This window comes from Pseudoalteromonas sp. APC 3893 (assembly GCF_030408095.1).
Taxonomy (GTDB): Bacteria; Pseudomonadota; Gammaproteobacteria; order Enterobacterales; family Alteromonadaceae; genus Pseudoalteromonas.
Genome location: NZ_JASDCD010000011.1, coordinates 143164 through 156467 on the forward strand (window position 1 = coordinate 143164; position 13304 = coordinate 156467).

The following is a 13304-nucleotide window of genomic DNA, read 5'->3' on the forward strand; positions in this document are numbered from 1 at the left end:
GTATAGATAATGAATTCACGGAAATTAGAAATTTTAGTTGGCTTTTTTGTCGCTCTTGGCATTGCAGCTTTTGCTATGCTGGCATTAAAAGTAGCTAACGCAGGCATTAGTGGTAGTGGCGAAACATACTTGCTAAAAGCTAAATTTGAAAATATCGGCTCATTAAAAGCACGCGCTCCAATTAAGGTGGGCGGGGTTGTCGTCGGACGTGTTGAGGCTATTTCAATCCATCCGCAAGAGTTTTTACCAGTAGTTGATATGACCATTGATGCGCAATATCAATGTCGCTTCTCAGATACCAGTTCGGTATCAATTTTAACGTCAGGTATTTTAGGTGAGCAGTATTTAGGAATTAACCCAGTGATCGCACCTAAATCTGCAGAGCAAGCCTGCTTAGGCCTTGAAGTAACAAGTAATGATCAAGACTTAGGCTTGGACGAGTTATTTGGTGTAGAAAGCAAAGCGTTAAATGACGGCGATTTTATTACCGATACCAAATCTGCTTTAGTGCTTGAAGAATTGATCGGGCAGTTTTTATTCAATCAAGGTGGTGAGTAATTATTATGTTTAAGAAATTTGTAACTTTAGTAGCATTTATTTTTATCGCAACTAATGTAAATGCTCAGTCCGTTAATTTAAAAGACCCATATAAAATGGTTCGTCAGGTATCTGATAACACTTTTCAGCGTATTACCCGCGATCAGCCATTAATTGAGCAAGATAAAGAGCACTTACGTGTAATCGTTACTGAAGAATTAATGCCTTACATTGATTATAAATATGCTGCACTACGCGTATTAGGTAGCCATGTTTCAAAAGTGCGTGCAATTAAAAATCCGGCAGAGCAAAAGCAAGCAGTTGAAAACATTAAAGAGTTTATTGATGCTTTTCAAGAATATTTAGTAGCGACTTATGCTGGTGTTTTTACTCAATATACAAATCAACATGTTGAATTTGCACCTGCTAGAGCGTTTGCAGGGCAGGATGTTGTATTAGTAAAAACTAAAATTGTAGAGCCTGGTAAACCGGATATTAAAATTGATTTTAAAGTACGCGAAGACAGAAGCGGTGATTGGCGAGCTTATGACATGGTAGCTGAAGGCATCAGTCTATTAGATGCGAAACAAAGCGAACTGCAAGGAATTCTTCGTCAGCAAGGTATTGAGCATGTCAGTAATCTGCTTAGACAGAAAAGTCAGTTACCAGTCCAATTTAGAGGCGAAGGTGGTAATGAGTAAAGTAAGCGTTACTCAAATCGACGAGCAGCAATTTCGAGTTAGCGGTGAATTAACCCGAAACTCAATTGCTGCTGAACGGCTTATTAATAAAAACTCACAAACTAACCATAAAACTTGGTATTTTGACCTTTCTGATGTATCAAGGGTTGACACGGCGGGCTTAGCTTGGTTAATTCACTCTTTCGCAGAATTAAAGCAGCAAGGCATTCGCCTTGAATTGCAAAATATACCTGATCAATTGCAAAAGTTAATGCAGTTAGGTCAAGTTACAACCCTATTTGAGTGAGAGTTATGCAAACAAGCGAAGTCGAGACGTTATTACGCGACGAATTACAATTAGCTGAAGTTCATGTAAAAGCCAATGGTAGTCATTATGAAGTGATTGCAGTAGGCGAGTGCTTTGATGGTCTGAGTCGAGTGAAAAAACAGCAGCTAGTATATGCACCATTAATGAATACCATTTCTGACGGTACTATTCATGCCGTGTCTATTCGTGCTTTTACACCTACAGAGTGGAAGCGTGAACAAAAATTTATCTTACCGCAATAACTAAGGCCTCCTCATGGATCAATTTGTAATTCAAGGTGGCACAGGGCTTGCGGGTGAAGTGACGATTTCTGGCGCTAAAAATGCCGCGCTACCGATTCTTTTTGCCGCTCTATTAGCTGATGGTAAAAGTACGTTTAATAATGTGCCACGTTTGCGTGATATCGGTACCACTGAAGCATTGTTGAAAACCTTAGGGGCTGATGTACAGTGGCAAGGCGATCAGTTAGTTATCGATGGTGCTACCGTTGATAAAACGCTCGCACCTTATGACTTAGTAAAACAAATGCGTGCATCTGTTTTAGCGTTAGGACCATTGGTTGCTCGTTTTGGTCAAGCTCAAGTGTCATTACCTGGCGGGTGTGCGATTGGTGCTCGTCCAGTTGATATTCATATCCAAGGCCTTGAGCGTATGGGCGCGAATATTCAAGTTGAAAATGGCTACATTAATGCCAGTTCTGACGGCCGCTTAAAAGGCGCTGAGATATACATGGAAATGGTCAGTGTTGGCGCAACCGAAAACCTGTTAATGGCTGCTACACTTGCTGATGGTAAAACCGTACTTGAAAACGCAGCTCGTGAACCCGAAATAACCGATCTTGCGACGTGTTTGATTGCTATGGGTGCAAAAATTACCGGTGCTGGCACTAGCCGTATTGAGATTGAAGGTGTTGAGAAACTTCATGGTTGTGAACACCGTATTTTGCCTGATCGCATCGAAACAGGTACTTTTCTAGTTGCAGCAGCGATGGCTGGCGGCGAAGTATTATGTAAAGCTACTGATTTTCATAGTCTCGAACCTGTTATTGAAAAGCTTCGTGCAACTAATGCTCTGGTAGAAGTGACTGATGACAGCATATACTTAGATATGCGTAACCGTGAGCTGCAAGCGGTGAATATTAAAACGATGCCTCATCCAGGGTTCCCGACAGATATGCAAGCGCAATTTACCGCATTGAATGTGATTGCAAATGGCAGTGCGACTATCACAGAAACAATTTTTGAAAATCGTTTTATGCACGTACCTGAGCTACAACGCATGGGAGCCAACATTCGCTTAGAAGGTAACACAGCAATTTGTGGTGACACTAAAAGCTTAAGTGGTGCCCAAGTTATGGCGACTGACTTACGTGCATCAGCAAGCTTGATTTTGACCGGTATAGTGGCAAAAGGTGAAACGGTTGTCGATCGTATTTATCACGTTGACCGTGGTTATCAGCGTATTGAAGATAAGCTCAGTGCACTGGGTGCTAATATTAAACGTAGAAGTAGTTAATAGCCTAGAACCTAGGTCCTAGCTTCTAGGCCCTAGGTTTTATAATTTCGTCTCAAGCTCTGCCACATTTACCATTACCTTAAGTATTTCCCCATTTCTATATAGCTGAAACTCAATTTCATGGCCTGGCTCTGAGTTACCGATAGTAGTGAGTGTTTTTTGTGGATTACTGACATCTTCACCGGCAATTTTAACGATAATATCTTGCTCTTTAATACCTGCTTGCCATGCAGGGCCTAATGGGTCTAAATTGGTAATACGAAGGCCTGCAACAGGCGTAAAGTTATCACTGACCTCTTTACCTGTACTATCAACCGCGGTGCCCGTGAAGCCCAAATAGCCACGTACTACGCGACCATGACGAATGAGTTTATCCATTACTTCTTTGGCTAATGAGTATGGCACTGCAAAGAAAATCCCTTGAATATCTAAGTTCTCGCGAGTTTTAAACTGCGCCGATGTAATACCGACTAAATCGCCATTGGAATTAACCAGTGCACCACCAGAGTTACCTACGTTAATTGCCGCATCCATCTGTAATAAACTGTTGTACGGGCTGTCGGTGATCTTTTGCTTACCTGTTGCACTGACTATGCCTTGGGTAATTGTTTGACCTAAGTTAAGCGGGTTGCCTATGGCAAGTACTACGTCGCCAACACGCGGGTTAAAATCATTATTTATTGGGATTACAGGTAAGTGATCGGCATTTATCTTTAATAATGCGAGATCAGTAATGGTGTCAAAGCCAATAAGTTGGACATCAAAAAAGCGGCGGCCATCGGTGAGGATCACCATAATTTGGTCGGCGTTATTAATAACGTGATAGTTCGTTAAAATATAGCCATCGCTGGACATGATAACTCCAGAACCAAGCTCTTGTACTGTATTCTGGCGTTTATACCTAGGTTGACTAGAAATACTCTCAGAAAAAATGGTCACCACAGAAGGGCCTGCGCGTTTAACTGCGTCAGCAAAGCTCAGGTGCTGTGCGGTAATTGCACTTGGCAAGGTCACATTGGGTAATAACGCTGCACGCATATTGGGGTTAAAGAACACCACTAAAAAAGCAATGCCTAGTCCGGCAAACAACGGGGGGAGGACAAATTTAAAAAATTTTAGCACGGTATTCTTATTGTTAGTGAGCAATCCCTTTATGATGGCACAAAAAAAATAACAGCGGCAAGTGCCGCTGTTATTATTTATGTCATTTGTACAATATTTGCGTTATTGAATTAAAACAAATACAGATTCTCGCCCTCTTTGTACACCAAGCACAATATTACCTTTGGTGTTTTCGATGATCTGATTCATATCGCGAATATTTTCAACTCGTTGGCGATTGACTTGCATAATGATATCGCCTTCTTCCAAACCAACGCGTGCTGCTGGTGAACGAGGATCAACAGAAGTCAGCTCTATGCCTTTAGCGCCATTTTTTTGAATGCTTTCAAGCGTTGCACCTTGGAATGCAGGGTGTAGCTCATCGCCTGAAGCACTCATACCAGATGCGCCATCTAAAGTGACTTTAACCGTTTTTACTTTACCGTCGCGGTAAATGCCTAGTTTAACCTTTTTACCTTCGCCTAAGGTGGCTATCTTACTGCGTAATTCATGGAACCCGCTGATATCACTGCCATCGATACTGATAATAACATCACCGGCTTTAATACCTGCTTTGCTTGCTGCTGAGTCATCCATTACTTGCATAACATATGCACCTTGTTTGACGTCAAGTTGTTGTGCTTTTGCAAGTCCTGCATCCAATGGGCGACCAGAGATACCTAATGAACCGCGACGAGTTTCACCGTGCTCAATAATTTGATCAACCAAGTTTTTCATCATATTTGATGGAATAGCAAAGCCAATACCAACATTACCACCTGAAGCTCCTAAAATAGCGGTATTAATACCAATTAGCTCGCCGTTTAAATTCACCAGCGCACCACCTGAGTTACCTTGGTTTATAGCTGCATCGGTTTGAATGAAGTCTTCGTAGCCTTCGATATTTAAACCACTTCGGCCAAGCGCACTGACAATCCCAGAGGTTACTGTGTGGCTTAAACCAAATGGGTTACCAATTGCGACAGCAAAATCACCTACTCGAAGTTGGTCTGAATTTGCCAACTTAATTGCTACTAAATCATCGGCATCAATTTGTAATAAGGCGATGTCTGATTCTTTATCACTTCCTATGCGAGTGGCTTCATATTCGCGACCATCTTCAAGGGTCACTAGCATCTTTTCGGCATCTTGCACTACGTGGTTATTGGTAACAACATAGCCTTCGTCGGCGTCAATAATCACGCCTGAACCTAAACCGCTAAACTCTCGCTTTTGGCTGCGAGGTTGCGGATTGCCAAAAAAGAAGTCAAGGGGATCGGCGCGTCTACGAACTTCTTTAGAGCCAGATACTTGTATGCTCACCACGCCAGGAGTGATTTGCTCAAGCATAGGAGCTAGGGTAGGTAATTGTTGACCATTGACTGCCACTGGCATTTTAGCCATTGATACACCAGGGGTTAATAATAGGCTCGCAGATAGAACAGCTGCGCTGATTAACGATAATTTCATTTTCATAGTCAGGGTTTACTCCACATCACAAAAAAGCAAAAACATAGACATAAAAAAAGGCTGCATAAGCAGCCCTTTTTTAGGTTTAGATATAAAGCTGTTATATCTACAGACTATGGGGTCAAAAAAAAGTTCATCAAGAGGCTTTAGAATGTTCTGAAACTTTGTCAGCTCCAGCAAATAAGCCTGACTCGCCTGACACGTAATCGGCAGGTTGCGCCTCGGCTGAAGAACGATCGCTTTGACGCTCTTTTAATGAGCGTTGCAGTTGCTCTGTGGTTTCTTTTGAAAAGAAAGGTTCAGCTGGGTGTTCTTTTTTATCACTTAATAAAAGCTTGTTGGTCTCATCAACGTGATTCAAAAGCTGGTCATAGTTGTCTTTCATACGATTTACTAGTTTACCGGTACTTGCTAAGTGGTCGGCAACATCCTGGCGATATTGCTCTAGCGCATGCTTAGCTTGCTCTGCTTGTTCTTCTAGTTCATCTTGCTTAAATTGTTTTTTAGTCACAAACGCGCCCAAGAAAAACGCTGCAACGGCAACAATAACAATAATACCAATCCAAGTAACGGTGCCCATAAATTCTACCCCTTTGGGAAATAAAAAATAACGAAAAAATTGCGTGTGTAATTAATAAATTTAGTCTGTCGTTAAATAACCTAAGCTCAGGTTAAATAAATCTTACTGTCTCTAATATACCCCGAGTTACGATGCGTGTTAATATATTGCGCAAATTAAACCGTGTTTTATTGTAACTATCTATGACTCCTTGGCAAAAATACCAGCAAGATCTACAGCGTGATGACTTTGTATATGATGCAGCTCAAGAAAATGCAGTGCGTCACTTACAGCGATTATACGATGACTTAACCGCTGCCAAGCCAGCTGAAAAAGGTTGGTTTGCAAAGCTATTTAATAAAGATAGCACGCCAACTATAAAAGGTTTGTACTTTTGGGGAGGCGTAGGGCGCGGTAAAACCTACTTGGTTGACACTTTTTATGAAGCGTTACCTGGTGATCGTAAGATGCGAGTGCATTTTCATCGCTTTATGCACCGAGTACATGACGAACTTAAAAAGTTAAATAACAAATCGAACCCACTGGAGATTGTTGCGGATATATTTAAAGCAGAAACAGACATCATCTGCTTTGATGAGTTTTTCGTGCAAGATATTACCGATGCAATGCTGCTAGGTGGTTTAATGGAAGCACTTTTTGCACGAGGTATCGTGCTCGTTGCCACCTCTAACATCGTGCCTGACGAATTATACCGTAATGGCCTACAACGTGCGCGCTTCCTACCTGCGATTGAATTAGTGAATGCCAATACCGAAATTGTTAATGTGGACTCAGGCATTGACTATCGCTTGCGAACACTTGAGCAAGCTGAAATATTTCATAGCCCACTTGATCAACAAGCCGATGCAAACTTATTTGAATATTTTGATAAATTGTCGCCAGAGCCAGGCAAGCTCGATACTTCAATTGAAATCGAAGGGCGGATGATAAAAACGCGTAAAGTAGCTGATTGTATCGTTATGTTTGAATTTAGTGAACTGTGCGAGACAGCTCGCAGCCAAGTGGATTATATGGAAATAAGCCGTTTATACAATACGGTGATCTTGTCTAACGTTAAGCAACTAGGTCAAGCTAATGATGATGCGGCGCGGCGCTTTATTGCGTTGGTCGATGAGTTTTATGAGCGTAATGTCACCTTAATTATCTCAGCTGAAAAGGGTATCACTGAATTGTATACCCAAGGTAATCTCAACTTTGAATTCAAACGCTGTATTAGCCGTTTGCAAGAAATGCAGTCACTGGAGTATTTAGCAAGAGAGCATTTGGCTTAACTTTGTTCTCTCATCATATAATATCAAGAGCAAAAGCTGTGCTGTACAAGTTTGCTTATGTGACTTGATTTTATCTTTATTGTCGCCATATCTACCAAGCACATTCGTTTTATCAGTTGGCTAAATTTAATCGGCCTTTAGCGCTGCGATAAATTTTCTTGCATAAAATGGGTATCTTAACTACGCGATGGTTTGATGTTTCGCAGAGTCTGGTATAGTAGCGCACGTAATTAATGCTGAAATTAACAGCATTTAGCAAAATTACTAATTAATATGTGCTTTTATTGAGCAATATATTAATTAGTAATGATCCCCATGTATATATTGGGTGCATTAAATGGGTTAGCCAATGACTGGTTAGCAAAGAATACATTGTAACGGTTTTATCATGATATCTAATTTATTTACCAAGATTTTTGGTAGTCGCAATGACCGCACTATTAAAAATTTAAGAAAGACGGTCGCGCTAATTAACGCACTTGAAACGCAACTTGAAGCGCTTTCAGACGAAGATTTAAAAGCCAAAACAGCAGAATTTAGAGAGCGTTACGATAACGGGCAAAGCCTTGACGATATCTTGCCTGAAGCGTTTGCTGTGGTACGTGAAGCATCGAAGCGTGTTAATGGCATGCGTCACTTCGACGTGCAATTACTCGGTGGCATGGTGTTGCACCAAGGTCGTATCGCAGAAATGCGTACAGGTGAGGGTAAAACCCTTACTGCTAGTTTACCGGCTTATTTACGTGGCTTAACAGGCAAAGGTGTTCACGTTATTACCGTGAATGACTATCTTGCAAAGCGTGATGCTGAAACTAACCGCCCATTATTTGAATTTTTAGGCTTAACTGTTGGCTGTAACGTACCAGGTATGATGCCGCAACAGAAAAAAGAAGCATATAGCGCCGATATTACTTACGGTACTAATAACGAATTTGGTTTTGATTACCTGCGTGACAATATGGCGTTTAGCATTAATGAACGTGTGCAGCGTCCACTTTATTACGCAGTAGTCGATGAGGTGGATTCAATCCTTATTGATGAAGCACGTACACCGCTTATCATTTCTGGCCCAGCTGAAGATAGCTCACAGCTATACACTGAGATTAACACCATCGTACCTTTACTTGAACTACAAGAAAAAGAAGACGAAGAAGGTGTTGAAGGTGACGGCGATTTCACTATCGATGAAAAGTCTAAACAAGTTCATCTTACCGAACGTGGTCAAATTAAAGTTGAAGAGCTTTTAACTGAACGTGGTTTAATTGAAGAAGGCGATTCGCTTTATTCTGCGGGTAGCATTACGCTACTTAGCCATGTGTATGCCGCTTTACGTGCGCACAAACTTTATCAAAAAGACATTGATTACGTAGTAAAAGAAAACGAAGTAATCATTGTTGATGAGCACACAGGACGTACAATGGAAGGCCGTCGTTGGTCTGAAGGTTTACACCAAGCTGTTGAAGCAAAAGAAAGTGTAAAAATTCAAAACGAAAACCAAACGTTGGCATCAATTACATTCCAAAATTACTTCCGTATTTATGAAACACTAGCAGGTATGACAGGTACTGCAGATACTGAAGCGTTTGAGTTCCAGTCAATCTATGGCCTTGATACGGTTGTTATGCCAACTAATAAGCCAATGATCCGTGATGATCGCGCAGATTTAGTTTATTTAACGCAAGAAGAAAAATACGAAGCAATTTTAGTCGATATTAAAGATTGCCAAGAGCGTGGACAGCCAGTGCTTGTGGGTACTATTTCAATTGAAAGCTCAGAGTACTTGTCGCAATTCTTACGCAAAGAAAAGATAAAGCATAATGTACTTAATGCTAAGTTTCATGCTCAAGAAGCTGATATCGTATCTGATGCAGGCTTACCGGGCACGGTAACGATTGCAACAAACATGGCCGGCCGTGGTACTGATATTGTACTTGGTGGTAACTGGCATAGCGAAGTTGAAAAACTTGAAAACCCAACAGATGAGCAAATTGCGGACATTAAAGCCGCATGGCAGGTTCGCCATGATGCTGTAATTGCTGCGGGTGGTTTGCATATTATTGGTACTGAACGTCATGAATCGCGTCGTATCGATAACCAACTACGTGGTCGTTCAGGTCGCCAAGGTGATGCCGGTTCAAGCCGTTTCTACTTATCAATGGATGACGCATTAATGCGTATCTTCGCTGGTGAGCGCATGACTAACATGATGCGTAAACTAGGGATGCAACGTGGTGAAGCAATTGAACATCCATGGGTAAACCGTGCAATTGAAAACGCACAACGTAAAGTAGAAGCACGCAACTTTGATGTTCGTAAGCAACTACTTGAATACGATGATGTAGCGAATGATCAACGTCGTGTTGTATATGCACAGCGTAACGAATTACTGGTTGAAGGCGATATCTCTGAGACAATTACAGTTATTCGTGGTGATGTACTTGGTAATATCATTGACCAATACATTGCACCACAAAGCCTTGCAGAAATGTGGGACATCCCGGGCCTTGAAGAGCGCTTGAAGCAAGACTTCTTATTAGAATTGCCAATTTCACAATGGTTAGCAGACGATAACAAGTTGTACGAAGAAAAGCTTCGTGAGCGTATCGAAGAAGAAGTGAATAATGCGTACAAAGAGAAAGAACAGCAAGTAGGCGAGTCGGTTCTTCGTCAGTTTGAAAAAGCAATTATGCTACAAAGCTTAGATCAACACTGGAAAGATCACTTAGCGGCAATGGATCATTTGCGTCAAGGTATTCATTTACGTGGTTATGCGCAAAAGAACCCGAAGCAAGAGTACAAGCGTGAATCGTTTGAGCTGTTCTCTGAAATGCTTGAAAATTTGAAAGTCGACGTTGTTGGCATTTTAAGTAAAGTTCAAGTTCGTGCAGAAGATGATGTTGAAAAAGTTGAAGAGCAGCATCGTAAGAGTGAAAATGCTCCTCGCGAATATCAACATGAGGAAGCAGAGCATGTTGGTGGAGAAGCACCTGCAAGTGCAACAGTAACTGCACGCGCTGAGCCTAAAGTGGGTCGTAATGAGCCGTGCCCATGTGGCTCAGGTCAAAAATTTAAGCAATGTTGTGGTAAGTTAAAATAACTATTGCTTTAGTTTAATAAAAGCGACGCATGTGCGTCGCTTTTTTGTTTGTAAATTAAGGTTAAAGGTTAAAGGTGCTAGGTTCTAGGGAAGTGACTAGGAGCTAGGGTCCATAGCTCGCAGCTCGTGGCTTTTTCGCTGTGCAAAAATGGTTTTCGTAGTAGCCGGCTTTAGCCGCGAAAAGTGTAAGTGATTTATTTACAAAGAGGTTAAAAGACGCTGCGCTTAAGAGGCTAAGGTGCTAGGGAAGTTACAAGGTATATTTGGCTTTTGTGGGAACAGGTTTCAGCCGTGATTGTTTGGGAGTTATGTCGAATTAATCGGCGCTAAAGCGCTCTCCTACGATTATTAAAGGTGCAAGGTTCTAGCTGTATTCTTACTCGCAGCGCGTAACCCGCAGCTGTGTAGATTAATAATAAAGGTAAGATGATAATGACAAAAAAAATAGTACATGTCGCAGTGGGTGTAATTAAAGCTGGTAATACATTGTTTATCTGCAAGCGCCCAGATGATAAGCATCAAGGCGGTTTATGGGAATTTCCAGGTGGTAAAGTAGAACGCGGTGAAAGCGTATTTGAGGCACTGAAACGCGAATTGCAAGAAGAAGTGGCACTCACTATTCATAGTTCAACTGAGCTCATGGTTATTGAACATGATTATGGTGATAAGTGTGTGAAACTAGATGTGCATTTAGTGACTGATTTTAGCGGTGATGCGCATGGTGCTGAAGGTCAGCAAAGTGTATGGGTAGCACTTAATAAGCTAGATGACTATAACTTCCCTGCTGCTAATGTAGAGATTATAGAAAAATTAAAACAATAAACACAATAAACACAAATGAACGCTTATGATTAATAGCTATTGCATTCGCTTTATATTGGATTAAAATTGATTTCTAACTGTACTTTTGGTGTGTGTAATGGCTAAAGATAAATTTGCGCCAAAACCGTTAAACGATATTATGGCGGGTTTGAGTGGTCGTTTATCAAGCTATGCAGGTAAAAGCCAAGCGCTTGATAAGCAACAAGCACTTTTAATTGAGTTTTTAAGTCCTAATTTAGCGGATAAGTGTCGAGTCAGTAATTATAAAGATGGCACATTGACGATTGAAGCGGTGTCAGCACCTATTGCTCTGCGTTTGAACTACCTTAAAATGGATATGCAGTCTCACTTTCGCAGTAATGGGTTAGCGGAGTTAGGGCAAATAAAGATCATCGCCAACCCGCAATCTAGCCAACGATTAAGTAAAAATAATCCAGCCAAAATAGCTAATGCGACTGTAGCTAAAAAGCTCCCCATGAGCGAACAAACCTCAGATTATCTAAACGCCATTGCGCAAAACGCACCACCATCATTACGTGAAAAATTAGAGCGTTTAGCAAAGCACGGAAAAAAAACGAAGTAACCCGCTAATTTTTAAATTTCTTGCGGAAAAAACAACCGTCAGGTAGCAATGTTTATTAAGTGCTGGTATACTCCCGCGTCTGCCACGTTGCGTTCTATTGCCTTCATTAGCTTAGCCTCTTTTGAATGGCGCATAAAGTCTTAAACTCGAAGGGGTTGGAGCAAACATTTAGAGCGGTAATTAATAATAATTACCTGTGGTTTTAATTGAAAAACATTGGATTTTTATAAATGAAAACGTTTGTTGCTAAGCCAGAAACAGTAAAACGTGACTGGTACGTAGTTGACGCTGAAGGTAAAACTTTAGGTCGCATCGCTACTGAAATTGCTCATCGCCTACGCGGTAAGCACAAAGCTGAATATACTCCACACGTAGATACTGGTGATTACATCATCGTTATCAACGCGGAGAAAGTTACTGTAACTGGTAACAAATTCAAAGATAAAGTTTACTACGCTCACTCTGGTTTCCCAGGTGGTCTTAAGTCTACTACTTTTGATAAACTTCAAGCTGCAAAGCCTGAAATGATCATCGAGAAAGCTGTTAAAGGCATGTTGCCACGTGGTCCTTTAGGCCGCGCTATGTACCGTAAACTTAAAGTTTACGCGGGTACTGAGCACAACCATGCTGCACAACAGCCTCAGGTTCTAGACATTTAAGGAGCACTATCATGGCAAATCAATACTACGGTACAGGTCGTCGTAAAAGTTCAAGTGCTCGCGTATTCCTACGCCCAGGCACTGGTAACATCGTAATCAACAAGCGCTCTTTAGAAGAGTACTTTGGTCGCGAAACAGCACGTATGGTTGTTCGTCAAGCTCTTGAGCTTGTTGATATGACTGAAAAGTTTGACTTACACATCACCGTTGCTGGTGGTGGTACTACAGGTCAAGCTGGCGCAATCCGTCACGGTATCACTCGTGCACTTATGGAGTTTGACGAGTCACTACGTCCACAACTTCGTAAAGCCGGTTTCGTTACTCGTGATGCGCGTAAAGTTGAGCGTAAGAAAGTGGGTCTTAAGAAAGCACGTAAGCGTCCACAGTTCTCAAAACGTTAATATTACGTTTTACAGAATTCCAAAAACCCAGCCTCGGCTGGGTTTTTTGTTTTGGAGCTCTAAAGCTAGCGAGAGTAAAGTTAGCGAGGGTAAAGAGACGAAGTACTTGACTACCGCGTTGAAAAATTCATTCTGATAAAACTCGCAAACTCGCAAACTCGCAAACTCGCAAACTCGCAAACTCGCAAACTCGCAAACTCGCAAACTCGCAAACTCGCAAACTCGCAAACTCGCAAACTCGCAAACTCGCAAACTCGCAA

At 41.5% G+C, this 13304-nt stretch carries 14 protein-coding genes; 11 read left to right on the forward strand and 3 right to left on the reverse strand.

The window, feature by feature from the left end:
* Window positions 1-9 precede the first annotated feature (9 nt).
* The 5 genes from mlaD to murA are packed head-to-tail and all read left to right on the forward strand — an operon-like array spanning window position 10 to window position 3060.
* Entirely contained in the window at window positions 10-558 is a 549-nt protein-coding gene (gene mlaD / locus QMA12_RS13715; RefSeq protein ID WP_087533121.1) for an outer membrane lipid asymmetry maintenance protein MlaD, read from the forward strand.
* A 5-nt stretch (window positions 559-563) separates the two neighbouring features.
* Complete coding sequence (locus QMA12_RS13720; RefSeq protein WP_290209456.1) at window positions 564-1238, forward strand: ABC transporter substrate-binding protein; 675 nt, start codon at window positions 564-566, stop codon at window positions 1236-1238.
* Complete coding sequence (locus QMA12_RS13725) at window positions 1231-1524, forward strand: STAS domain-containing protein (RefSeq protein ID WP_087533119.1); 294 nt, start codon at window positions 1231-1233, stop codon at window positions 1522-1524. The genes QMA12_RS13720 and QMA12_RS13725 overlap by 8 nt, the downstream gene beginning before the upstream one ends.
* A gap of 5 nt (window positions 1525-1529) precedes the next feature.
* Window positions 1530-1787, forward strand: a complete 258-nt coding sequence (locus tag QMA12_RS13730) for a BolA family protein (RefSeq protein ID WP_087533118.1) — start codon at window positions 1530-1532, stop codon at window positions 1785-1787.
* 13 nt (window positions 1788-1800) lie between these two features.
* Window positions 1801-3060, forward strand: a complete 1260-nt coding sequence (gene murA / locus QMA12_RS13735; protein WP_290209457.1) for a UDP-N-acetylglucosamine 1-carboxyvinyltransferase — start codon at window positions 1801-1803, stop codon at window positions 3058-3060.
* A 39-nt stretch (window positions 3061-3099) separates the two neighbouring features.
* On the opposite strand, the gene QMA12_RS13740 is transcribed toward murA, so the two are convergent.
* The 3 genes from QMA12_RS13740 to QMA12_RS13750 form a co-directional block, all read right to left on the reverse strand.
* Window positions 3100-4182 (reverse strand): trypsin-like peptidase domain-containing protein, encoded by a 1083-nt coding sequence (locus QMA12_RS13740; protein WP_087533116.1) that lies wholly within the window; start codon window positions 4180-4182, stop codon window positions 3100-3102.
* A gap of 102 nt (window positions 4183-4284) precedes the next feature.
* Window positions 4285-5637 (reverse strand): Do family serine endopeptidase, encoded by a 1353-nt coding sequence (locus QMA12_RS13745; RefSeq protein ID WP_290209458.1) that lies wholly within the window; start codon window positions 5635-5637, stop codon window positions 4285-4287.
* Between the two features lie 130 nt (window positions 5638-5767).
* On the reverse strand, window positions 5768-6211 hold the full coding sequence (locus QMA12_RS13750; protein ID WP_290209459.1) for a YhcB family protein: 444 nt from the start codon (window positions 6209-6211) through the stop codon (window positions 5768-5770).
* 182 nt (window positions 6212-6393) lie between these two features.
* Between QMA12_RS13750 and zapE the strand changes: the two genes are divergently transcribed.
* The 6 genes from zapE (at window position 6394) to rpsI (ending at window position 13044) form a co-directional block, all read left to right on the forward strand.
* The gene (gene zapE, locus QMA12_RS13755; RefSeq protein ID WP_290209460.1) at window positions 6394-7482 is read left to right on the forward strand and encodes a cell division protein ZapE; all 1089 of its coding nucleotides are present in this window, start codon (window positions 6394-6396) and stop codon (window positions 7480-7482) included.
* A 388-nt stretch (window positions 7483-7870) separates the two neighbouring features.
* The gene (gene secA / locus QMA12_RS13760; RefSeq protein ID WP_087533112.1) at window positions 7871-10579 is read left to right on the forward strand and encodes a preprotein translocase subunit SecA; all 2709 of its coding nucleotides are present in this window, start codon (window positions 7871-7873) and stop codon (window positions 10577-10579) included.
* A gap of 432 nt (window positions 10580-11011) precedes the next feature.
* The gene (mutT, locus tag QMA12_RS13765; protein ID WP_290209461.1) at window positions 11012-11401 is read left to right on the forward strand and encodes an 8-oxo-dGTP diphosphatase MutT; all 390 of its coding nucleotides are present in this window, start codon (window positions 11012-11014) and stop codon (window positions 11399-11401) included.
* 97 nt (window positions 11402-11498) lie between these two features.
* Window positions 11499-11984 (forward strand): DUF721 domain-containing protein, encoded by a 486-nt coding sequence (locus tag QMA12_RS13770; protein ID WP_087533110.1) that lies wholly within the window; start codon window positions 11499-11501, stop codon window positions 11982-11984.
* A gap of 230 nt (window positions 11985-12214) precedes the next feature.
* Window positions 12215-12643, forward strand: a complete 429-nt coding sequence (gene rplM / locus QMA12_RS13775) for a 50S ribosomal protein L13 (protein WP_002957960.1) — start codon at window positions 12215-12217, stop codon at window positions 12641-12643.
* Window positions 12644-12651: 8 nt separating this feature from the next.
* Entirely contained in the window at window positions 12652-13044 is a 393-nt protein-coding gene (gene rpsI / locus QMA12_RS13780) for a 30S ribosomal protein S9 (RefSeq protein ID WP_024600778.1), read from the forward strand.
* The last annotated feature ends 260 nt before the right edge of the window (window positions 13045-13304 follow it).